Below are 22,793 nucleotides of genomic sequence, written 5' to 3' on the forward strand. Positions count from 1 at the left end.
TTATATTGGAATTTAACTTAATTGAGTATCCTTAAATTTTGTAAATCTTTCTTCAAATTCAAGAGTTACATTACCAATAGGACCATGTCTTTGTTTTCCAATTATAATTTGAGCTAAATGTGCAACTTCATTCATTTTTGCTTGCCACTCTGCATGCTCAACAGTTGCTTCTCTTGGCTCTTTTCTCTGTAAATAATACCCTTCTCTATAAACAAACATTACAACATCAGCATCTTGTTCAATGGAGCCAGACTCTCTTAAATCTGCCAATTGAGGCTTATGATCATCTCTTTGTTCTACTTGTCTAGATAGCTGTGAAAGAGCTACTACTGGAACAGATAGTTCCTTGGCTATTGCTTTAAGTCCTTGAGTAATTTGTGATATTTCTTGAACTCTTCCATCTTTGTTAAATGTAGTTCCTCTCATTAACTGGATGTAATCAACTACGATCATATCGAGACCAAAAAGCCTTTTAATACGTCGTGCTCTATTACTCAAAGCAGCAATACTTATTGCTGGAGTTTCATCAATATAAAGAGGCAGTTCAGAAATATTTTTTGATGTTTCTAAAAATTTATCAAATTGGTCGTCAGATATTCTTCCTCTTCTAATATCATTAGAGCTAATTCTAGCTTGTTCAGAAATAATTCTTGTAGATAATTGCTCTGAAGACATTTCAAGAGAAAAGAAAGCTATAGATGATTTCTTACCACTTTCTTGTAATTTTTGAGCTGCGTTAAAAGCTATATTTGTTGCAAGTGATGTTTTACCCATTGATGGTCGACCAGCAATAATAATTAAATCTGATTGATGTAAACCACCAAGCTTGTCATCTAAATCTCTTAAACCAGTTGGAACACCTACGATTCCCTCTTCATTTTTATAAGCAGCTGAAGCCATTTCAATTGTTTGTTTCATTGCTTCATCAAATTTTACTAAAGAAGAATTGAAAGAACCTTTTTCAGCTAAATCAAATAATAATCTTTCAGAACTCTCTATTATAGATTGTCCGTTAGTATCAAGATCATTTAATTTCGCACTATCAATAGTTTGTTCAGAAATTTTTATTAACTCTCTTCTAACAAACATATCGTAAATTATTTTTGAGTATTCTATTGCTTGCCTAACTGATGTGGAAAACTTTGTGATTTTTACCAAATATTCTGGAACATTTAGATCATCTTTTTCATCTTCAAAATAATTTTTTAAAGTTATTGGGTTAGCTAACATTCCTTTGTAGATAAGACTTTCAACTGCCTCAAATATTTTTTGATGCATAGGATCATAAAAGTTAATACTGGAAATTATTGTATTTATTTCATCAAAAATATCATTGCTTACTAGAATAGATCCTATAACAGCTTGCTCTGCCTCAATGTTATTTGGTAACTCTTTAAATTGATCTTTGACTATACTTAAATTATTTTCCATGAAAATAATTTATATGAAATAGAATTAAATCAAATTGTATATTTCCACTGGGGAAAAGAATGTATAATTATTGAATTGTATCAGCTGAAGAAACATTGATTGTAATTTCAGCATCAACTTCTGAGTGTAAAGAAATTTTAACTTTAAATTTTCCTAAAGCTTTTATTTCTTCAACTGGTTGTATCATTGAAGGCTTAACATCGATTTTGTTTTCTTCTTGAATAAGTTTTGAAATTTCAGTCGGTTTAACAGAACCATACAATTCATTATTTTCTGTACTTAGTTTATTTACAGAATACTCTTTACCATTTATTTGTTCAGCGATTTGAGAGGCTTCTTTTTTCTTTTCGTTGTCTTTTTTAGATAACTCAGCTTTAATTTTTTCAACCTCTTTTATATTCTCTTTTGATGCATAGAGAGCTTTTTTATTTGCAATTAAGAAGTTTCTAGCAAAACCTCTTTTTACATCTATTACTTCACCAATAGATCCAATTCTTTTTACGTTTTCTAATAATATTACTTTCATTTTATATTAGGGCTAAGTTTCTCGCTCTTTTGATTGAGAGAGAAAGTTCTCTTTGCTTCTTTTGAGAAACATTTGTTATTCTTGATGGTAAAATTTTACCATTCTCCGATACATATTTTTTTAAAAGCTTTATATTTTTATAATTTACCTCAGGAGCACCTTTTACAGATAATGGACAGCTTTTTTTAAATTTATATTTATTTGGTTGAAAAATACTTAATTTTGCAAAGTTACTCTGTTTACCTTTTTTATTTCCACTTTGTCTTTTTGGCATTAGTTTTTAGTGCTTTCTTTTTTTTCACTATCTTCTTTTTTTCCAAAATAGTTTGTTTCTAAGTCAAATTTTTTGACTCTAACTGTTAAATATCTCAGTAATTTTTTATCTATAGATTCATTTTTTTCTAATTCATCAATAACGTTACCTTTAGCTTTGATTTTGAAGTGTATGTAACTTCCTTTTTTATTTTTTTTAATTAGATAAGATAAGTTTAGCAATCCCCAGTTTTCAGTTTTAACAACTTCACCATCATTTTTTTCAACAATTTTAGAATATTTCTCTGTTAATTGCTTTAATTCACTTGGTGAAGTATCTTGCCTAGCTATAATAGTGTGTTCGTATAAATTCATTTAAGTTCTTTAATAAAAAGTGAGGATATACTATTATAAAAGTTCAATTACAATAGTTAAAAAGGCAAAAATATTAGTTTTTTTTATATGTTTTCAGTAATTTTTCCAGGTCAAGGATCTCAAATAGTGGGAATGGGAAAGGAGCTTTATGATAAATTTAATATAGTAAAAGACCTTTTTAAACTGGCAGATGATACGCTAAATTTTTCTATTTCTAAACTTATTCTAGAGGGACCAAAAGAAGAGTTAGATTTAACTGCAAATACGCAGCCGGCCATATATCTAATAAGTTACTCAATATTTAATTTAGCAAAACATGAATTCAATATAGATTTGAATAAAGCAAAATACTTTGCTGGACACTCTTTAGGTGAATATTCAGCTTTATCGTGTGCAGGATATCTAGATTTTTCTGATACCTTAAGAATTTTAAGAATCAGAGGGGATGCTATGCAAAACTCTGTACCTAAAGGACAGGGAGGAATGGTTGCGGTATTGGGCTCAACAGTTGATATGATTGAAAAAATTTTGAAAGAAAATAAAGGAAATTTAAAAGCACAAATTGCAAATGACAATTCTGAAGGTCAAATTGTTTTAAGTGGAGAAACAGGGGATTTAGAAAATTTAATTCAAATTTTAAAAGATAATTCAATAAAAAACATTAAGCTTCCGGTAAGTGCACCCTTCCACTGTAATTTGATGAATAATGCAACAAAAATTATGTCAGAGGAGTTAAATAAACTTAATTTTAAAAATGGACAAAATAAATTAATTTCAAACGTAACTGCTAACGAAATTAAAGATCTAGATGAGCTAAAAAATCTATTGATTAAGCAAATAGAAAATAGAGTTAGATGGAGAGAGAGTGTAATTAGTATGATAGAAAATAATGTAGACCATTTTATAGAAATTGGACCTGGGAAAGTTTTGTCAGGTTTGGTAAAAAGAATTAATAGAGATGTAAAAATTGATACAATAAATAGTCAAAGTGATATTGAGGGTTTAAAAATATGATAGATTTAAAAGGTAAAAATATTATCGTTACAGGTGCTTCAGGTGGGATCGGAAATTCAATAATTGAAAAATTAAGTCAATCAGGAGCAAATATTTTAGCTTCAGGTACAAGAATAGAAAAACTTGAGGAACTAAAAGGTAAATATGGAAATATTAAAACATTAAAGTTTGATATTTCTCAAAGCGATAAAATTGAGGAGTTTGTTGAAAACGCAACCAAAGAACTTGGCGGCAGTTTAGATTGTATAGTTAATAATGCAGGCATTACCCAAGATAATTTAGCAATAAGGATGAGCCTAGATGAATGGAAAAAAGTAATCGATGTAAATTTAACATCAACTTTTTTAATGAGCAAATCAGCAATTAAAAAAATGCTTAAAAACAAATCTGGAAAGATTATTAATATTACCTCAGTTGTTGGACATACAGGTAATTTAGGACAGGCTAATTACACCGCTTCTAAAGCAGGTATAATTGCTATGTCTAAGAGTTTGGCAATAGAATATGCTAAGAAAAATATAAATATAAATTGTATTTCACCTGGTTTTATCAAAACAGCTATGACAGATAAATTAGATGACAAATTTAAAGAGGCAATAATATCAAAAATTCCTTCTGCCCGACTAGGAGAGCCAGATGATATTGCAAATGCTGTACTTTTTTTATGTTCTAGTCACTCAAGTTATATAAACGGAGAAACCTTGCATGTTAATGGAGGCATGTATATGGCTTGACAAAATAGGTTTTTAAACTATTAAGAATTTATAACAAAAAGGATCAATATGTCAGAAGACGTTTCAAGTAAGGTAAAAAAAATTGTAGCAGATCACTTAGGTATCGATGAAGCCAAAGTTACTGAAGAGTCTAGTTTTATAGATGATTTAGGGGCTGACAGTTTAGATACAGTAGAATTAGTGATGGCTTTTGAAGAAGAATTTGGATCTGAAATTTCAGACAGTGAAGCTGAGAAAATTTTAACTGTAGGTGATGCAGTCAAATTTATCGAAGGAAAAGCTAACTAGAAATTTTAATGCCATCAAAAAAAGATGGGATAATGATTATATTATCCTCTCCTTCAGGAGCAGGTAAAACTACTCTTGTAAAAAAATTATCAGAAAAAAATAATTTTGAAATCTCTATATCTCACACAACCAGACAACCACGACCAAACGAAAGTCAAAACGAAGACTATTTCTTTGTTTATGAAACAGAGTTCAAAAGACTTATTAAAAATGAAGAGTTTCTTGAGTATGCAAAAGTTTTCAATAATTTTTATGGCACAACAAGAACACCTGTCATAGACAAATTAAATAAAGGAAAAAATGTTCTTTTTGATATTGATTGGCAGGGAGCTGATCAAATTAAAAATAAAAAATTAGATTATAAATTAATTACTTTCTTTATACTTCCCCCTAGTAAGGAGGTTTTGTTTGAAAGATTATCCAAAAGACACGCAAATGATAAATTAATAGCTCAAGAAAGAATGAAGCAATTTGAAAGAGATGTATTGCATTGGATAAACTATGATTATGTTGTGATAAATAATGACTTAGATGAATGTTATATTAAAATATCAAACTTAATTGATGCAGTAATAAATGATGGCTCTAAAGATTACGATCTAGATTATATTAGAAATCACGTTGATAAACTAACGAACTAACTTCTCAAGTCCTCATATTCACAAGCTAGTTTGTAGTAAGTATCTAAATTTATATTTTGTGGCCTCATAGTTAAATTTATATTAAGTTTATCTATAATTTTTTTATTTCCATTAAAAAGTTGATTGAAGGGTTTCTTAATCATTTTTCTTCTTTGATTAAAAAAAACTCTTGTAATTTTTTGCAAGTTAGCTGGATCTTTAATTTTAACAAATTTTTTTTTTGGATAAAAAAAAAGTAAAGAACTATCTATTTTTGGTTTTGGAGAAAACGCATTTGGTTTTATATCAAATAATTTTTTTATATTCAGTTTCCAATTACAAATAATTGACAACCTTCCATAACTTGAAGTATTGAGGTTAGCAATTATTCTGTCTGCGACTTCTTTCTGAAACATTAAAATTAGACATTCAAACCAAAAATTCTGTTTTAAGTTTAATATCCATTTACTTATAATTTCTGTAGAAATATTATATGGCAAATTACCAAAAACAATGACTTTATCATTGAAAAGTTTAGTTTCATCAATCTTTAAAACATCATCATTTATAATTATTAATTTATCATTAAATTTATTTCTTAGATCACTTACTAATTCATTATCTTTTTCAACTACAAACACTTTTCTTGGATTTTTATTTAAAATGAATGATGTTAAATTTCCAGTTCCTGGCCCAACCTCAAGAATAGTTTTATTTTGAAAATCTACTACATTTACAATCTTCTCTAAGATATTTTTATCAATTAAAAAATTCTGACCTAAACTTTTTTTAGCTCTATTCAATTGTTATCCAAAAATTTAATTGCTTTGATTAAACTCAAAGGGTTAGAAATATTTTTTCCAATCATTTTTTCATTTGGACCATGATCCGGCGAGACCCTTAGCATAGGTAATCCAAGAGTTATATTAATCGCATCATAATTAAAAAGTGTTTTAATTGGAGTAAGCACTTGGTCGTGATACATCCCAATTACAACTTTGAAATTTTCCATATTACCTTTTAAAAAAAATGTATCAGCTGAATAAGGTCCTGAGACTTTATACTTAAATTTTCTTAAGTATTTTATCGCAGGTTTTATAATTTTTTCATCTTCATTAAATTTATCTATACTTTCACCATGAGGGTTTAGACTTAAAATTGCTATTTTTGGCTTTAATTTGAATTTATTTACATAAAATTTATTTATTAATTTTACTTTTTCTATAATTAACTTTTTATTTATTTTTTTCGAAACTTTCTTTAATGGCAAGTGAGTGGTTAAAGGACATACTGATAATTTTTTGTTATATATAAGCATTGCATTTTTTTTTATTTTAAAATTATCTGAAATATATTCAGTTAATCCTAAGTATTTTTTATTCAAGAAAGTTTTTTTTGAAATAGGACCGGTAATTAAATTTTTAATTTTATTTTCTTTTAAAATATTAAACCCGATTTCAAAACTTTTTTGTATATAATTATTTGATTTTGAAGTTATTTTTTCAAAAGCTTTGCTTTGTTTATAATCCACATCAATTATATTTAAGTAGTTGTTATCTAATTTATAGTTTAAAATTTCATCAGGGTTTATGATTTTTATTTTTCTTTTGAATTTCAATTTTTTCATTTGAAGTTTAATTAATTTTAAAGATACAATTAAAATCAAAGGTTTTTTAATTTTCAATTTTTTTAATGATTTAAAATAAATTTCTAAAAAAACACTGTTTGGCTCGCCCGCTATTACTAAAATTGAATATCTAGAATTCATTTATTTCAATTTCTTTTTTTATTTTATTAAAGTAAATAATTGAATGCTGATTTAATTGTTTGTTGCTAACTTCTCTCACTACTAGCTCAACTTCCTTGTCAATGTTATCAACTATTTTTGTTTTTCTAACATCATTAATTTTTAAAATAATAAAACCTCCTGGTATTACTATTGGTTCCGTAATTCCATTCACTTTTGTTTTTAATATTTGATTTTTTATTTTTGAATTTAATGAATTAAGTTTGATCCATCCAAGTCTTCCTCCATTATTTGACGAATTTGAAATACTGTGCATTAATGCGGCACTAGAGAAACTATTATCTTTTATTTCTGATTTTATTAAATTTAATTTAGTATTTAGCTGCTGTCCTTTATCAAGATTAAAAACTATTTCTGAAATCAAATATTCATTTTGTAAATTATTTTTAAGAATTTCTTCTTTTATTTTTTCTTTATTAATTTTTATATCTTTTGAGAATTTACTAAATATTAATTGATTCCATAATAATTCAACTTTTATTTTTTGTTGAATATTTTCAATTTTAATTCCTTTTTCTAAAATTAATCTTTCAAAATCTTCTAATGAGCTTACATTAAGATTCTTAATATAATCATTTAAAAATAATTTATAGTATTTTTGTTCAACCTCAATTTTATCAAGGTATCTTGATAACTCAATAATTTTAATTTTTTCTTTAATTATTGAATTTTTAGCAATTTCAAAAATATTTTCTTTTTTTAAGTTAGAAAGATTTTTATTTAATAAAGATAAATATTGGATCTCATTTAGAATATCTATAGAAGTAATAATTTCATTATCTACTTTAAAAAGAATTTTATTTTCTAAAGCATAAATTTTATTATTAAAAAATAGTGTTAATAAGAAAAAGATTACAATTTTTATTTTAAAATTCATTTAAAAATTTATTGATCAATTTTTTGTTCATATGTTGTTAATGGAAATAATGTAAGACTAAAAAACAAATTTTCTGTTGGTTTTAAATCTCTATCTTCATAATAAGTTTTATTATATTTAATTCCAGCTGTTAGGCAGTCATTTTTATATTCATAGATTAAGTCATAGTATTCAGTCAAATCTAGCTTTCTATTTCTTCTAGTATTAAAAGATAAGTAGTTATTTTCATCTACCTTGAAAGAAGTTCTATTTTCAATTAAATTTTGATCACCCATTTCATTAATTTCTTTTATAAAATTAAATGAAGTAACAAAATTATTTATTGTTAACGTAGTTTTAATATCATTGTATTGTATTTCGTTGAGATTATTATCTATAGCAAAGTTATAATCTAATTTTAAATTTTCTGAAAAGTTATTGGACAGTGAACCATAAATATTTGAGGTTTTTTTATTCAATGTAGTATTTTCGGGTATAAAGTTTTCTTCCTTATCTCTTAAAACTGAAGCTAATTTTAACTCAAAATATTTATTCATATTTTCTAATTTTTCTTTTCTATAATCAAAACCAATGGTTAGAGATTTACCAGACTCAAGGGAGTCATCTAGACCTAGACGATTAAGTGAAAAAATATTTTCAGGAGTTATGGTTCTTGAATCGGTTTTATAATTTTTCATATCGCCTGGATTCGCTCTTAAAGATAATTTAGGAGATAATAAACTTATATAATCATTATCAATTTTCTTTAATGGAAGAGTTGAGTTAAATTCAACTAATGATGAAATTTCTATTTCAGGGCTTGACTTATATTCGGAGATGTTTTTTCCAACAGAATTTAGATTTTTCAATTTAATATTAAAGTTATTTTTAACACCAATTTCTGACACATAGTCTAAACTTGAATAGTCCAAGTTATTTGTTATTTGAGATTTTAACTGATTTGTATTATTTAAATTATTACTTCCACTCGAGCTAAATCTAAGTGAACCAGCATATTTACTGGGAAATAGAGTTGTATTAAAATTATAATAAGGAAGAATATATTGATATCTATCATTATTTGATAATTGTAAATTTTCAAACGATTGAAATCCAGTTGTTAAATTAAATTCTTCTTTATCCAGAGTAAATTTAAATTCACTTGATAAGCTATCTTTATTCTGTGGTTTTAAAGATGTTGTGTCATCAATTAAATTTGAGTCAAATACTTTTAGAAAAGTGTCATTAGTTATTTTTTCAATATTAATATAAAATTTACTTGTTTCAAAATCATCAAATTCTAAATCATATTTTAAATTTGAAAATATATAACTAATATTTTTATTTTTATTTTGTAATGATGATTCATATTTTCTAGTGTGACCAAAATTTCCCTTAAAACTATACTTTTCTCCAACTGATCTAAACTCATTTTGAATCATTTTAGTTTTGCTATCAAAAAATAATGGAGCAGTGGTTAAGTCGCTATGTTCAGATAACACAGAATAATATGGTACTGTAAATGAACTTCCCAATACATTAGAATTATTTAAAATTGGTTTTAAAAAACCTGACTGTCTTTTAACTGTGGGATCTGGATGAAAAAATTTAGGGAAGTAAAGAATTGGAAAATCATACAATCTAACAATTGCATTTTTATAATTTAATTGTTTTTTATTTTTATCATGTTTAATTTCATCTGCTTGGATTGACCATGGAGGACAGGTATCTGTCTCTTTACAGCTCGTAAAAACACCTTTGTTAATAGTTACTATATTTTCATTTTTAATTGAGGATACCCCATTAAGTCTTGGATCATTTTCAGAATTATCAAATAAACTTTTGTGCAAATTGATTTTTGTATCTTTTGCAATAAAATTTTGCGTTTTTAAATCTACAATACCACTAGAGAAATAGAATTTATCATTTTTTGGTGATTTAAAGTTTGTAGAGATAAGTATATCTTCACCAAATAGTTTTTCCTCATTAATTAAATATTTAAACTTTTTTAAGTTGTATAAATTTTTTTTATCTTTTACTGACGTAAATTTTTTTGAACTCAATTCCATCGAATTCTTTAGGAATAAAACATCTTTAGAATTAAAGTCATACTTTGATTTTATAATTGCACTTGTTTTTCCTTTTGTAATAATTTTTTCTTCATTTCTTAAATAAGTAATTTGATCTGCAAAAATTTTATAATCTTCTTTCTGGTCTATTATCTTGACATCATTCTTTGCAATAATTTTATTTAATGACTTATTATACTCAAATTTCTCAGCAGTTATTGTTATGTCATCATTTAAACTAAATGCTTTTGATTTTATTTTTGTTTTAATTAATTCTTTTTCTTTGTCGTAAATTATTTCGTCTGTAAATATAATATATTTATTTATAGTATCAGTTATTTTAACTTTTCCTTTTGCATTCAAAATATTTAATTTTTTATTGTATTCAAAGTTTTCTGCATCTATAATTATTCCACTATCTGATTTAGCTGTTCCGTTTTTATTTCCAATAAATTTGTTTCCATCATCGGTTATTTCAATTTCAGTTACATTAAAAATGAATTGTTCAGAAGCAAATGAATTTGATGAAAGTAAAAAAAATATAAATATTAAGATTATTTTTTTCATATTATTTTACGTTTACCTTATAAAGCAATAAAGCATTAATAGTTCCTAAAATTACGAGGGGTAAAAAAATTGATAATAATAACGATATTCTCTCAGTACTTCCCAAGATATATGAAAAATTATTTAAATAATAAATTATCACTGAGAAAAATAGTCCTATCGAAATTTTAAATGTAGAGCTTTTAACTTGCTTAATGTTTAACATAATCAACGCTGAAAAAATTGTTATTAACAACAAATATATAGGATTAGATATGAGTTTTAGTAAGTGCAAATTAACATCTGTAATTGAATAGTTTAATTTTACGTAATTTTTTTTTAATTCATATAGCTCATATAAATTTAATGAAGATAAATTTGAATATAAGGTTTGAATTCTCTCAGAGTTAAAATTTGTATTTAGGTATACTATATCTTTGTCCTCATAATTATTTTGCTTATAAATTGTTGGTTTTAAAATCTTCCATTCTTTTTTTGATATATCAATTTCATTACTTTGTATATTTCGAATGACGTTATAATTTTCATCAAATTCAGTAATAAAGTTTTTAACTAAATATTTTCCATCTATGGAGGAGGAATTTGTTATAATGATTTTTTCATCTACTTTATCTTTTATCCAAAGTCCATTTTTTGTGACAACAGCAAGGTATTTTCCATCATTAGTATAGTTTGACTTAAGTTCTAAATAAATATTTTTTAAATTAGATGATAAATTATAAAATATTAAAATTACTAATATTCCTGTAATAAAAGATAATGAGCCAAGTATAATTATAATTTTTGAATTTTTTAGGCCAGAATATTTAAAAATTTCTATTTCTTTGTATTCAAAAAATTTAATAAAAAAAAGTTGAATTGTTATTAACATAATAAATGGGAACATCTCAAAAATCTGGGATGGAGAATTTATTAATGATAAAAATATTGTAAATCCAATTGATATATTTTCATTTTTAAAAAACTCAAGTTCACTAAGTAGATTTAAAATAAATACTAAACTAATCATTATAGAGAATACAAAAAATAGAGATCTAAAAAAAACAGAAGTTATGAATTTAATATATACTTTCATGATTGTATATTTTTATAATTAAAAGTGAATTTAAAAATAAAATATAAATATAAAAATAAACCCAAAAGAAAGGGAATTAAAATTATAAACATATTTTGTAAAAAGTTATTTGAAATAAATCTTATTGTTGTTTCTGAAAAAATTATTATAAAAAGACCAATTAAAAAAGTAGTGAACTTTAATTTTTGATATCTATTATTTTCTTTTGATAAAACTAAAAGTAAAAAAGGAATAATTGATAAAATTGGAATATAGATTGGGATAATAAATCTTTTATAAAACTCTTTAAAAATATTATCAATATTAGCTAGAGAGCAATTTTCAATATTTTTAGATTTTTCATCAAATTTTTTTTTTTTTAAATTAAAGAAATTATTTATACATTGTAGTATTTTAAATGAGGAAATTTCTTGAGTTTTTTTATAAGTTGTAGTGTTTGTTTCAATATTAGATAATGAAAAATCTGATTTTGAAAATGAAATATTAGTAATTTTATTATTTCTAGAAGTTAAAGTTGCACCTTGATACAGAACTAATACAGGCGCATTTCCTTTTTCTATAAATTCGCCTTTTTTAGCATATGTTATTTGAAATTGATTATTTTCAAATTCTCTTTTCAGATATAAGTTATCTAAATTTCCTTTATCATCTTTTTTATCTGCATATATAGTAACTCCTTTAATTGTATCATTAAATCTTTGTGGTTTTATAAAGTTACCAAAAAAATTAATAGTTGAGGTTCTTAAGAAAGATCTGGCTTGATCTTGGGATTTAGGAACAAAGTGGCTTGTTAAAATCATTTGTAACAACATTAATAAAATTGAAACTCTAAATATAAAATTAATTATTTCTATTTTCTGAACCCCAAAGCTCCAAAATATAATTAATTCGTTATTTAATTCATACTTAGAAGTTATATAAAAAAGGCTAAAAAATAATACAAACGGAAAAATTCGACTTAAAATTTTAGGAAAATTTAATAATGAATAATTTATATAAACTAGATAGTCTCGCCCATCTTCAATCATAATATCCAGAAAGTTAACTGCTTGGAAAACCCAAATAACTATAGTAGTACTTATTAAAGTTAGAAAAAAAAATGTTAGATAATCTGATAATAATTTTCTAAATAAAATTTTTTTCATTGAAATATGCTAATTTTATTCATATATAGCATTCATCTCGTGTAGATTGTATTTAAAATTTATGACAGTTCAAATATCTTATAAAAACAAAAAAACAAAAAATAATGCTCAAAATTTAGTTTTATTTATTGATGAAAAGTTCAATGTTTCCAGCTTAAAAAAACACATTTCAGGCTCAGATTATGAATTTATTGCTGACTTAATCAAAAAAAGGGACGAAAAAAAGAAAATATTATCATTCGATATTAGCTCAAAAAAGAAAATAATATTAGTTTCATTAAAAAAAAATATTACAAATTCTGATCTAGAAAATTTAGGTGCAAGTTTTTATGATCAATTTAAAAATAGTAAAATAAGTGAATTCAACTTGAATTCAGATTCTTTATCGACTCAACAAAAAAATATTATGGGTTACTTTGCACATGGTATAAAATTAAAATCTTACACATTTGATAAATACAAAACAAAAATAAATAGTAAAAATATTTCAGTAATTATAACAGGTAAAAATCAACCATCTACTAAAGATCAAATTAAATTTAGAGCAATAGAAAACGGAACTTTTTATACTAGAGATTTAGTTTCTGAGCCTGGTAATATTCTGCATCCTGACGAATATGCAAAAAGATTAAACTCACTAAGAAAATACGGTTTAAAAGTAACGATATATGATGAAAAAAAATTAAAAAAACTTGGAATGAACACTCTACTTGGTGTAGGTCAGGGCAGTATTAGAGGATCATACCTTGTTACAATCGAATGGAATGGTTTGAATAAAAAATCAAAACCTTTAGCATTTGTGGGTAAAGGAGTATGTTTTGATACAGGCGGAATATCTTTAAAGCCCGCAAAGTTTATGGAAGATATGACTTACGATATGGCAGGATCAGCAGTAGTTGTTGGATTAATGAAAAGTTTAGCTTTAAGAAAAGCAAAAGTAAATGCAGTTGGTGTAGTTGGTTTGGTAGAAAATATGCCTGGAGGAAATGCACAAAGACCAGGAGATATTGTTAAGTCTTACAGTGGAAAGACAGTTGAAATTTTAAACACTGACGCAGAAGGAAGATTGGTATTAGCTGATGCATTAACTTATACAGAAGAAAAATTTAAACCAAAATTTATAGTGGATTTAGCAACTTTAACTGGAGCTATTATTGTTTCACTTGGATCTGAGTATGCGGGGCTATTTTCAAATGATGATAAATTATCTAAACAATTAATTGATGCAGGCGAAAATGTTGAGGAAAAAGTTTGGAGAATGCCATTAAATAAAAATTTTGATAAATTAATCGACTCAAAAAATGCGGACATGCAGAATATTAATTATGTAGGTGGTGCTGGCTCAACTACAGCTGCGCAATTTTTACAAAGATTTATTTTAAACAAAACTCCATGGGCACATTTAGATATAGCTGGAATGGCTTTTTCAAAATATGGTGGAGCATTAAATTCAGGTGGTGCTACAGGTTATGGAGTTAGATTATTAAACAAACTAATAGAGGATCATTATGAGTAATTTAGAACAAACTTTGTCAATTATTAAACCAGATGCAGTTGAGAGAAATCTTGAAAACGAAATTAAAGAAATGTTTAAGAGCAATGGTTTTTCAATTTTAAAAGAAAAAAAAATTCAAATTGAAAAATCTGAGGCAGAAAAATTTTATAAAGTGCACGAAACTAAGCCATTTTATAACGATTTATGTGATTATCTTTCTTCTGGTCCAATTGTGGTTATGGTTCTTGAGAAAGAAAATGCAGTATTAGGTAATAGAGAGCTAATGGGAGCCACAAATCCAAAAGATGCTAAAGAAGGCACAATTAGAAAAAAATATGGAATTTCGATTGATAAGAATTCCGTACACGGATCTGATAGTGTCGAAAATGCTAAAATTGAAATACATTTTTTCTTTAAAGATTAAAAACTTTTAGTATAGCTCTTGGGTAAAGCTTATGCTCTTGAACTAAAATTTTTTTAGCAAGAGATATTTCAGTTTCTTTTTTTGTAATTTTGACTTTCTTTTGTAGAATGATTTTTCCAGAATCTAATTTAGAATTTACAAAATGAACAGTGCATCCTGAGTATTTTTCCTTATTATTTAATGCTCTTTGGTGAGTATTTAAGCCTTTATATTTAGGTAGTAAAGAGGGGTGTATATTTAAAATTTTTCCTTTAAATTTTTTTATAAAATTTTTTGACAAAATTTTCATAAATCCAGCTAGACAAATCATTTCTATATTATTTTTTTTTAAGATAGAAAGTAGATTATTTTCGCTTAATTTTTTGTTTTTAAAATTTAAAACTTTTTTTTTAATTTTAAATTTTTTGGCATAATTTAAACCTTTTGCCTTAGAGTTATTTGAAACGATAAAGTCAATTGATATAGGAGATAATTTAGTTTTAGAAAATTTGATTAAAGATTTTAAATTACTTCCTGTTCCTGAAATAAACACAGCTGTTCTAATTCTATTGATACCAGTTGATAGAATCATTTAACTTAACTTTGTTTTTACCATTTAAAATTCTTCCAATAACATATGGCTTGTATTCTTTTGAAAAAAATTTACTTATTTTTTTTAAATTTTTACTTTCAACAATAAGGCAAAAACCAACCCCACAATTAAATGTTTTCAGCATTTCTTTATCAGAAATTCCATTATTTTTAAGCCAATTAAATATTTTAGACGTTTTAATTTTATCTAAACTTATATGTGCAGAGAGCTTATCTGGTATAATTCTTTTAATATTATCAGACAAACCTCCCCCAGTTATATTTGCACAGCCATTGATTAATTTGTTGTTTATCAAATTCATTATTTCTTTAACATATATTTTAGTTGGTTTTAGAAGCTCAGATTTTAAAAATTTATTTTTTTTAATATTTATTTTTTTTTGTTTTAATAAATATCTTACAAGAGAATATCCATTAGAATGTAAACCACTTGAAGGAATTGCAACTATAAGATTATTTTTTTTTATTTTATTTTTATTTAAAATTCTATTCTTTCCTACAACTCCTACAGCAAAACCTGCGATATCAAATTTACCTTTTTCATACGTACCTGGCATTTCAGCAGTTTCTCCTCCGACGAGCTCACATTCTGATTGATTACAGCCTTTGTTAATCCCTTTTATTATTGCTTTAAGTTTTTTAAGATCAATTTTATTTATTGATATATAATCTAAAAAAAGCAAAGGCTTAGCTCCTTGTACGATTAAATCATTTACACTCATAGCAACCAAGTCAATTCCAATGGTATCGAATTTATTTAACATATTAGCGATTTCAATTTTGGTTCCCACACCATCTGTACAAGCTACGATTTTAGGTTGTTTAATATTACCTGGTATATTTGTTATTGAGCCAAACCCACCTATATTTGAAAACTTTTTTTTGCCTCTTTTTTTTGCTGAAACTGTAGAAATGAAATCAACAAATTTGTCTGCAGCTTTGATATTAACTCCACTTTTTTTATAGGTAAATTTTTTTTTATTCATTAATATGTTTTATGAAATTTATTTCTCAACTTTATAAATTAAGGCTTTTATATAATTTTTTTTTATTTCTTGCTTTAATAAATATTTTCTTTTCCACAGAAAATAGTCATGCAAAGACATTTTCTATAAATGATATTGAAATATCAACACCTTTTGAAATAAATTTTAATAAAAATGAAATTATTGATAAAGGATTTTTAAAGGCATTTAATGAACTAATTTTTTCAATTGTCCAAAGTAAAGATCAAATAAAATTAAAAAAAACACCAATTAATAAAATAAAAGGAATGATAGAAACTTTCTCTATTAAGGAAGAAAAGTTCATAGATGAAATTTATTATCTTGTTTTGAATGTTTCATTTAATAAAAAAAATATATTTGATTTACTAGAGTCAAAAAATGTATTTCCGTCTTTACCTGTAAAAAAAGATTTCTTATTCATTCCAGTTTTTGTTGATCAGAATAAAAATCAAGTTTCAATGTTCTCTGAGGATAAATTATTTTCTAGCTGGAATGTAAACAACAAAAAATATAGTCTTTTAAATTATATCTTACCCACTCAAGATTTAGATGATTTTAGATTGATAAAACAAAATATTAATATTTTAGAAACTTACGACTTCAAAGAAATTATAAATAAATACAATATAAATGATCACATAATTATGATTGTATTTAAAGATGATAACAAAATAAGAGTATTTAATAAAATTTTTTTCAATCAAAAAAAAAATATAAAAAATTTAAATTATACAGAAGTTAATTTTGATGAAGAAGAAGAGTTATTTGAATTTATTGATAATTTAAAATTAGTCTACGAAGATTATTGGAAATCACAAAATCAAATCAATACTTCAGTAAAGTTATCTTTAAATATTTCTATTGATAACTCTAATAATATAAAAATTAATAAATTTGAAAAAATTTTATCTGATATGGATTTCATATATAATTTTTCAATTTATAAATTCGATAATCGAAATAATTTTTATAAAGTTATTTTTAATGGAACACCTGATAAGTTTTTAGAAGTTATGAGTGATCAAAATTATAATTTTGAAATTAAAAATAAAATTTGGGTTTTAAATGACAAATCTTAATCAGCAAATACTCAAATTTGATTATGATCAAAATTTTAAAGATCAGGATTTTTATGTTTCAAACAGCAACGAACACTCTTTTAGCCTTTTAAATAGTTGGCCAAAATGGGATAAAAATTTTATAAACTTAATAGGTGAAAAGTTTTCAGGAAAAAGTCATTTAATAAATATATTTTTAGAAAAGCACAGAGGAATTAAAATTAATGCAGAAGATATTAATAATGACTTTCTTCAACAAATTAAAATATATGAAAATATTATTGTTGAGGATTTAACTGAAAAAATAAATGAAAATTTGTTATTTACACTTATAAATATAATAGATCAGGATAATAAGTACTTAATAGTAACCTCAAAAATACCAATAGTTGACTTTAATTTTAAATTAAATGATCTTAATTCAAGATCTAATAATTTTATTTTATCTCAAATTGAAAAACCTAGTGACGATTTAATTTATGCACTAATATTAAAAAATCTTTCTGATCGTCAAATATCAATAGACCAAAAACTTATTGAATTTATAATTAAGAGAATTGATAGAACTTATGGCAAAATTTCCGATTTCATATATAAAATCGACGAAATTAGTTTAAAAAGAAAAAAACCAATCGATTTTAAAATTATAAAAGAAGCATTAGAGGTTTAATTGAATAAATACAGAACACACAAGTGTAATGAATTAAGAAAAGAGGATGTAGACAAAAAAATTTCTCTTTCAGGCTGGATAAATAAAAAAAGAGACCATGGGAATTTATTATTTATTGATTTGAGAGATAATTATGGAATTACCCAATGTATAATTGATAAAGATAATAAATATTTTTCTGATTTAGAAAAAATGCAATTAGAAACAGTAATTAAAGTTGAGGGGAAAGTTGTTAACAGATCTAAAGAAACAATTAATTCTGAAATTGACACTGGTGAAATAGAGGTTGTTATTGAGCAGCATGAAGTTTTAGGCACTTGTAAAGAACTTCCAATGCCAATCTTTAGTGATCAAGAATATGCAGAAGAAATAAGATTGAAATATAGATTCTTAGATTTAAGAAGAAAAAAAATCCATGAAAATATTATTTTAAGATCCAAGGTTATTTCATACATCCGAAATGAAATGACTAAATTAGGTTTTTTAGAATTTCAAACACCAATTTTAACCTCATCTAGCCCAGAGGGTGCTAGAGATTTTTTAGTACCTAGTCGTTTAAATCCAGGAAAATTTTATGCACTACCACAAGCTCCTCAGCAATTTAAACAATTAATAATGGTTTCGGGCTTTGATAGATACTTTCAAATTGCACCTTGTTTCAGAGATGAAGATGCAAGAGCAGACAGAAGTCCTGGGGAATTTTATCAATTAGATTTGGAAATGTCATTTGTTGAACAAGAGGATGTATTTAATGTTGTTGAAAAGTTAATGGTTAATACATTTAAAAATTTTTCAACTAAAAAATTGATGTTTGATAAATTTCCAAAGATTTCATACAAGGAAGCAATGCTTAAATATGGTACCGATAAACCAGATTTAAGAAACCCACTCATTGTAAACGATATAACTGAAATTTTTACAAGAGAAGATGTTTCATTTGAAATATTTAAAAAATTAGTAAAATCTGGATCTAAAGTAAGATGTATTGTTACAAAAAATACAAAAGATAAACCCAGAAGTTTTTTTGATAATATTGATAAATGGGCTAAAGAAGAAGGTGCTTCTGGTTTAGCTTATTTTACTTTTGAAAAAGATAAAGATATTTCAGCAAAAGGCCCTATAGGAAAATTCTTTTCTCAAGATGCATTGGTTGAAATCATGAATAAAACAAACTGCGAAATAGGGGATAGTGTTTTCATGGCTTGTGGAAAACAAGATGAATTAGAAAAAATTACTGCAATAGCAAGAGATAAAATTGCAAAAGATCTTGATTTAATTGATGAAAATATTTTCGCATTTTGTTGGATTGTAGATTATCCAATGTTCGAAAAAGATGAATCAACAAACAAGATTGAATTTAGTCATAATCCATTTTCAATGCCTCAAGGTGATTTAAGTGAAAAAGATTTTGAAAACCCATTAGATATACTTGCTTACCAATACGACATAGTTTGTAATGGTATAGAATTATCTTCAGGAGCAATTAGAAATCATAAACCAGAACTTATGTATAAACTTTTCTCGATTGCAGGATATGATAAAAATCAAGTAGATGAAAAATTTAGTGGTATGATTAATGCACTTAGTTATGGCGCACCTCCACACGGAGGAATAGCACCTGGTATTGATAGAATCGTAATGTTACTAGCTAATGAGAAAAATATTAGGGAAGTTACTATGTTTCCAATGAACCAAAACGCACAAGATTTGATGATGAATGCACCATCTGAGGTAAATCCAGATCAATTGAAAGAATTAAATTTAGCTTTAAAAACAAAAAAATAACTTATTTTTTACCTTTTAAACTTATTTTTACATCTGAAAGATCAACTAGATTTTTTTTATAATTATTTCTAACAAAACCTTTACTGGTAATGTCTTTTACAATTTTCAATAATTGATTTTGATCCTCAGAGCTTTGATCTTCTGCATTGATGGCATCATTTCCTCCAATAGCTGGAGTATGGGCCAGATCTTCTCTATTTTGATATGAAATAGCTAACTCTCTGAAAATATAATCCAAAATTGATGTAGCGCTTAAAATTCTATCATTACCATGGACTTTGCCAGACGGTTCAAATTTTGTACCTACAAATGCACTTATAAACTCATCTAAAGGAACACCATATTGAAGACCTAGAGATACAGCAATTGCAAAATTATTCATTAAAGCTTTAACAAGCTCACCTTCTTTACTGGTATCAATAAATATTTCTCCAATTTTTCCGTCTTCATATTCTCCGGTATGTAAGTAAACTTTGTGGTCACCAATAGTAGCTTTTTGAATATATCCTTTTCTTCTGTCAGGCATGCTAAATCTTTTACCTGACCTCTCGTTAGCTGTGTTAATACTTGTTATTACACTTTCTTTATTTTTTGGGTTTTTTTGATCTGTTTCGGTAACTACTTCTACCTTGTTGTTTTCAAGGACTTTATTGTTTTTAGGGTCCAGACTTTTTGTTTTTCTATTATCAAGTTTTACGTCTAAAACCTCAAATTTACCATCATCTCTTTTTTCTAAATTTTTTAACTCTGCCTCATTAATATCATCTAAATAATGATTTACTTTAAAGGTACAGGTATAATAAGTTTCAACTAAATACTTTGCCATTTGACCTCAATTTAAATTTTAATTTGAATAATGAATCAATTAATTTATATACATATTCATATTTTAGTCTAATTTAAATTTTACAATTTTTAATTGAAAAAAAAAAAAATATTATGTTGACACTTTTAAGAAAAATTTTCACATGGTGGAATCAGGATACCTTTGGGACAAGACTAAAAACTATTTTTTTTGGAAAACTAGTTGGTACTGATGAGCTAGGTAATAAATACTATGAGAGTAAAAACGGAAAAAGATGGGTTATTTATTCAAACACAATTGATGCATCAAAAATTCCTGTTGAATGGTATTCTTGGATACATTTTACACCAAATAAAATTGAGAAAAAACATACCTTAGAAAAATATGAATGGCAAAAACCACATCAAGAAAATTTAACTGGGACTGACGCAGCATATTATCCAAATAAAAATCAAGATGGTATTAAAAAGAAATACTCAAGTTGGAAAGAATAATTTTAAATTAATCTATTTAGTTTTTTTATTTTATTTTTGTTTAGTTTTAAACTCAAACGCAAAAAGTAATTTAGAGGGAACTTTTACTGACATAAAAATCTTGGATAAAATAAGTTCTAAAAATACCTTGCTTAAACTTAAAAACGGAGAATTAATAAAGTTTAAAGATTTATCAATTAAAAGTCTGAAATGTAAAAATTCAGAATTTGATGATAATCCAGAAATAACTGCATATATACAAGTTCGAGATCTGACTAATAAAAATAATGATGAAGTTTTTGTTTTTAATGGTTGGATGTTTTCATCTAGTCCTTCAATCGAACCTTTTGATCACCCTGTCTATGATGTATGGTTGGTAAGCTGTTATTAAACAATTGAGTCTTTATCTAGCCAACTAACGTTAAAATCTGAATTGATAAATTTTTTGTGGTTTAGTAATTTTTTATGGAGAGGAATTGTTGTAGTTATTCCTTCAATAACAAATTCATCTAAAGATCTATTCATTCTTTGAATTGCTTCTGTTCTGTTTCTTCCATGACAAATTAACTTACAAACCATACTATCGTAATAGGGTGTTACTTTGTATCCTTGAAATATTGAGCCATCTACTCTAGTTCTAAAACCAGATGGTTGATGACACATTGTAATAACTCCAGGCGAAGGCTGAAAGTTTTTACTAGCATCCTCAGCATTTATTCTACATTCAATTGCATGTCCTCTTGGATTTATATCGCTTTGTTTCAAAGCCGTTTCTCCTGAAAAAGCAATCCAAATTTGCTCTTTAATTATATCAACGCCTGTAACCATTTCAGTTACAGGATGTTCAACCTGAACTCTTGTATTCATTTCAAGGAAATAAAATTTTCCATCTTCATATATAAACTCAACAGTCCCAGCTCCCATATAACCTATTTTAGCTACCATTTTTACTGTTCTTTCAAATAAATCTTTTCTTATTTCATCATTTAAAACTGGACTTGGTGTTTCTTCTATCAGTTTTTGATGCCTTCTTTGAACCGAACAATCCCGCTCATGTAGGTGAACTGCTCTATTTTTTCCAGCTAATATTTGAACTTCAATATGTCTTGGATTTTGAAAAAATTTTTCAATATAAACTTCGTCATTACCAAAGTATTTTTGAGCTTCTGATTTTGCAGTTGAAAACAATGTCTCAAATTCCTCTTCCTTGTAAACTATTTTCATACCTTTACCTCCACCGCCACCTGAGGCTTTGATTAAGACAGGAAAACCAATTTTTTTACAAAGTTCTTTTGCTTCAGAAACATCTCTTACTCCTCCTTCAGACCCTTCAATAATGGGCAATCCATTTTCTTTAGCTATTCTTTTTGCTTGGATTTTATCACCCATCATTTCAATATGTTTTGATGAAGCTCCTATAAAATTAATTTTATTCTCTTCTAAAATTCTTGCAAAATTTGCATTTTCAGAAAGAAAACCATATCCAGGATGAACAGCATCAGCATTTGTAAGTTCTATTGCTGACATTAATGCTGGAATATTTAAATAACTATTTGCTGGTTGATGAGAACCAATACATACGCTTTCATCAGCCATTCTTACATGCATGCTTTCTCTATCTACATCGGAATGAACAGCTACAGTAGGAATTCCCCATTCTTTACATGCTCTAATAATTCTAACTGCAATTTCCCCACGGTTTGCAATTAAAATTTTTTTAAACATT

Annotated in this window: 25 protein-coding genes; 11 read left to right on the forward strand and 14 right to left on the reverse strand. The window is 25.8% G+C overall.

Annotated features, from left to right (window positions below):
• Positions 1 to 12: 12 nt before the first annotated feature.
• The 4 genes from AMN83_RS03250 to rpsF all read right to left on the reverse strand — a co-directional run bounded on the left by AMN83_RS03250 (position 13) and on the right by rpsF (position 2,584).
• Positions 13 to 1,431, reverse strand: a complete 1,419-nt coding sequence (locus tag AMN83_RS03250) for a replicative DNA helicase (protein ID WP_075504244.1) — start codon at positions 1,429 to 1,431, stop codon at positions 13 to 15.
• 67 nt (positions 1,432 to 1,498) lie between these two features.
• Positions 1,499 to 1,957: a 50S ribosomal protein L9 gene (gene rplI, locus AMN83_RS03255; protein ID WP_075504245.1), complete on the reverse strand. Its 459-nt coding sequence runs from the start codon at positions 1,955 to 1,957 to the stop codon at positions 1,499 to 1,501.
• A gap of 1 nt (position 1,958) precedes the next feature.
• Complete coding sequence (gene rpsR / locus AMN83_RS03260) at positions 1,959 to 2,231, reverse strand: 30S ribosomal protein S18 (protein WP_075504246.1); 273 nt, start codon at positions 2,229 to 2,231, stop codon at positions 1,959 to 1,961.
• Entirely contained in the window at positions 2,231 to 2,584 is a 354-nt protein-coding gene (rpsF, locus tag AMN83_RS03265) for a 30S ribosomal protein S6 (RefSeq protein WP_075504247.1), read from the reverse strand. The genes rpsR and rpsF overlap by 1 nt, the downstream gene beginning before the upstream one ends.
• Before the next feature lie 87 nt (positions 2,585 to 2,671).
• Here rpsF and fabD point away from each other — a divergent pair, with 87 nt between their 5' ends.
• From fabD to gmk, 4 genes are read left to right on the forward strand one after another with little or no spacing between them, the layout of a single operon-like run.
• The gene (fabD, locus tag AMN83_RS03270; RefSeq protein ID WP_075504248.1) at positions 2,672 to 3,598 is read left to right on the forward strand and encodes an ACP S-malonyltransferase; all 927 of its coding nucleotides are present in this window, start codon (positions 2,672 to 2,674) and stop codon (positions 3,596 to 3,598) included.
• Complete coding sequence (gene fabG, locus AMN83_RS03275) at positions 3,595 to 4,332, forward strand: 3-oxoacyl-[acyl-carrier-protein] reductase (RefSeq protein WP_075504249.1); 738 nt, start codon at positions 3,595 to 3,597, stop codon at positions 4,330 to 4,332. The genes fabD and fabG overlap by 4 nt, the downstream gene beginning before the upstream one ends.
• Before the next feature lie 48 nt (positions 4,333 to 4,380).
• A complete protein-coding gene (locus AMN83_RS03280; protein ID WP_008544320.1) occupies positions 4,381 to 4,620 on the forward strand; it encodes an acyl carrier protein in 240 nt (79 codons plus the stop codon).
• Between the two features lie 8 nt (positions 4,621 to 4,628).
• Entirely contained in the window at positions 4,629 to 5,261 is a 633-nt protein-coding gene (gmk, locus tag AMN83_RS03285) for a guanylate kinase (protein WP_075504250.1), read from the forward strand.
• On the opposite strand, the gene rsmA is transcribed toward gmk, so the two are convergent.
• Genes rsmA through AMN83_RS03315 form a run of 6 tightly spaced genes read right to left on the reverse strand, consistent with a single transcriptional unit; the run spans position 5,258 to position 12,759 of the window.
• Complete coding sequence (gene rsmA / locus AMN83_RS03290) at positions 5,258 to 6,043, reverse strand: 16S rRNA (adenine(1518)-N(6)/adenine(1519)-N(6))-dimethyltransferase RsmA (protein ID WP_075504251.1); 786 nt, start codon at positions 6,041 to 6,043, stop codon at positions 5,258 to 5,260. The genes gmk and rsmA overlap by 4 nt on opposite strands.
• Entirely contained in the window at positions 6,040 to 7,008 is a 969-nt protein-coding gene (locus AMN83_RS03295; protein ID WP_075504252.1) for a 4-hydroxythreonine-4-phosphate dehydrogenase PdxA, read from the reverse strand. Before AMN83_RS03295 ends, rsmA begins: the two co-directional genes overlap by 4 nt.
• The gene (locus AMN83_RS03300) at positions 6,998 to 7,924 is read right to left on the reverse strand and encodes a peptidylprolyl isomerase (protein WP_075504253.1); all 927 of its coding nucleotides are present in this window, start codon (positions 7,922 to 7,924) and stop codon (positions 6,998 to 7,000) included. The genes AMN83_RS03295 and AMN83_RS03300 overlap by 11 nt, the downstream gene beginning before the upstream one ends.
• Before the next feature lie 8 nt (positions 7,925 to 7,932).
• Complete coding sequence (locus AMN83_RS03305; RefSeq protein WP_075504254.1) at positions 7,933 to 10,539, reverse strand: LPS-assembly protein LptD; 2,607 nt, start codon at positions 10,537 to 10,539, stop codon at positions 7,933 to 7,935.
• A gap of 1 nt (position 10,540) precedes the next feature.
• The gene (locus AMN83_RS03310) at positions 10,541 to 11,614 is read right to left on the reverse strand and encodes an LptF/LptG family permease (protein ID WP_075504255.1); all 1,074 of its coding nucleotides are present in this window, start codon (positions 11,612 to 11,614) and stop codon (positions 10,541 to 10,543) included.
• Entirely contained in the window at positions 11,611 to 12,759 is a 1,149-nt protein-coding gene (locus AMN83_RS03315; protein WP_075504256.1) for an LptF/LptG family permease, read from the reverse strand. The genes AMN83_RS03310 and AMN83_RS03315 overlap by 4 nt, the downstream gene beginning before the upstream one ends.
• A gap of 61 nt (positions 12,760 to 12,820) precedes the next feature.
• On the opposite strand from AMN83_RS03315, the gene AMN83_RS03320 reads away from it, so the two are divergent.
• Both AMN83_RS03320 and ndk read left to right on the forward strand, forming a co-directional pair.
• Positions 12,821 to 14,275: a leucyl aminopeptidase gene (locus tag AMN83_RS03320; RefSeq protein WP_075504257.1), complete on the forward strand. Its 1,455-nt coding sequence runs from the start codon at positions 12,821 to 12,823 to the stop codon at positions 14,273 to 14,275.
• Positions 14,268 to 14,678, forward strand: a complete 411-nt coding sequence (gene ndk, locus AMN83_RS03325) for a nucleoside-diphosphate kinase (protein WP_075504258.1) — start codon at positions 14,268 to 14,270, stop codon at positions 14,676 to 14,678. The genes AMN83_RS03320 and ndk overlap by 8 nt, the downstream gene beginning before the upstream one ends.
• Here ndk and purN read toward each other — a convergent pair.
• Both purN and purM read right to left on the reverse strand, forming a co-directional pair.
• The gene (gene purN / locus AMN83_RS03330; RefSeq protein ID WP_075504259.1) at positions 14,668 to 15,249 is read right to left on the reverse strand and encodes a phosphoribosylglycinamide formyltransferase; all 582 of its coding nucleotides are present in this window, start codon (positions 15,247 to 15,249) and stop codon (positions 14,668 to 14,670) included. The genes ndk and purN overlap by 11 nt on opposite strands.
• Positions 15,224 to 16,255 (reverse strand): phosphoribosylformylglycinamidine cyclo-ligase, encoded by a 1,032-nt coding sequence (purM, locus tag AMN83_RS03335; protein ID WP_075504260.1) that lies wholly within the window; start codon positions 16,253 to 16,255, stop codon positions 15,224 to 15,226. Before purM ends, purN begins: the two co-directional genes overlap by 26 nt.
• 11 nt (positions 16,256 to 16,266) lie before the next feature.
• On the opposite strand from purM, the gene AMN83_RS03340 reads away from it, so the two are divergent.
• The 3 genes from AMN83_RS03340 to aspS are packed head-to-tail and all read left to right on the forward strand — an operon-like array spanning position 16,267 to position 19,789.
• On the forward strand, positions 16,267 to 17,355 hold the full coding sequence (locus AMN83_RS03340) for a hypothetical protein (protein ID WP_075504261.1): 1,089 nt from the start codon (positions 16,267 to 16,269) through the stop codon (positions 17,353 to 17,355).
• Positions 17,342 to 18,004 (forward strand): P-loop NTPase family protein, encoded by a 663-nt coding sequence (locus AMN83_RS03345; RefSeq protein WP_075504262.1) that lies wholly within the window; start codon positions 17,342 to 17,344, stop codon positions 18,002 to 18,004. Before AMN83_RS03340 ends, AMN83_RS03345 begins: the two co-directional genes overlap by 14 nt.
• Complete coding sequence (gene aspS / locus AMN83_RS03350) at positions 18,005 to 19,789, forward strand: aspartate--tRNA ligase (protein WP_075504263.1); 1,785 nt, start codon at positions 18,005 to 18,007, stop codon at positions 19,787 to 19,789.
• 1 nt (position 19,790) lies between these two features.
• Here aspS and AMN83_RS03355 read toward each other — a convergent pair whose 3' ends face one another.
• Complete coding sequence (locus AMN83_RS03355) at positions 19,791 to 20,615, reverse strand: TSCPD domain-containing protein (protein WP_075504264.1); 825 nt, start codon at positions 20,613 to 20,615, stop codon at positions 19,791 to 19,793.
• 113 nt (positions 20,616 to 20,728) lie between these two features.
• Here AMN83_RS03355 and AMN83_RS03360 point away from each other — a divergent pair, with 113 nt between their 5' ends.
• Both AMN83_RS03360 and AMN83_RS03365 read left to right on the forward strand, forming a co-directional pair.
• Positions 20,729 to 21,088: an NADH-ubiquinone oxidoreductase subunit NDUFA12 family protein gene (locus AMN83_RS03360; RefSeq protein WP_075504265.1), complete on the forward strand. Its 360-nt coding sequence runs from the start codon at positions 20,729 to 20,731 to the stop codon at positions 21,086 to 21,088.
• Positions 21,051 to 21,458: a DUF2155 domain-containing protein gene (locus tag AMN83_RS03365; RefSeq protein WP_075504266.1), complete on the forward strand. Its 408-nt coding sequence runs from the start codon at positions 21,051 to 21,053 to the stop codon at positions 21,456 to 21,458. Before AMN83_RS03360 ends, AMN83_RS03365 begins: the two co-directional genes overlap by 38 nt.
• Here AMN83_RS03365 and accC read toward each other — a convergent pair.
• Positions 21,455 to 22,792 carry an acetyl-CoA carboxylase biotin carboxylase subunit gene (gene accC, locus AMN83_RS03370; RefSeq protein ID WP_075504267.1) on the reverse strand — a complete coding sequence of 446 codons (1,338 nt, stop codon included), beginning with the start codon at positions 22,790 to 22,792 and terminating at the stop codon, positions 21,455 to 21,457. The genes AMN83_RS03365 and accC overlap by 4 nt on opposite strands.
• Position 22,793 lies beyond the last annotated feature (1 nt).

The sequence above is a fragment of the Candidatus Pelagibacter communis genome, from assembly GCF_001180025.1.
GTDB classification, from domain to species: domain Bacteria; phylum Pseudomonadota; class Alphaproteobacteria; order Pelagibacterales; family Pelagibacteraceae; genus Pelagibacter; species Pelagibacter ubique_A.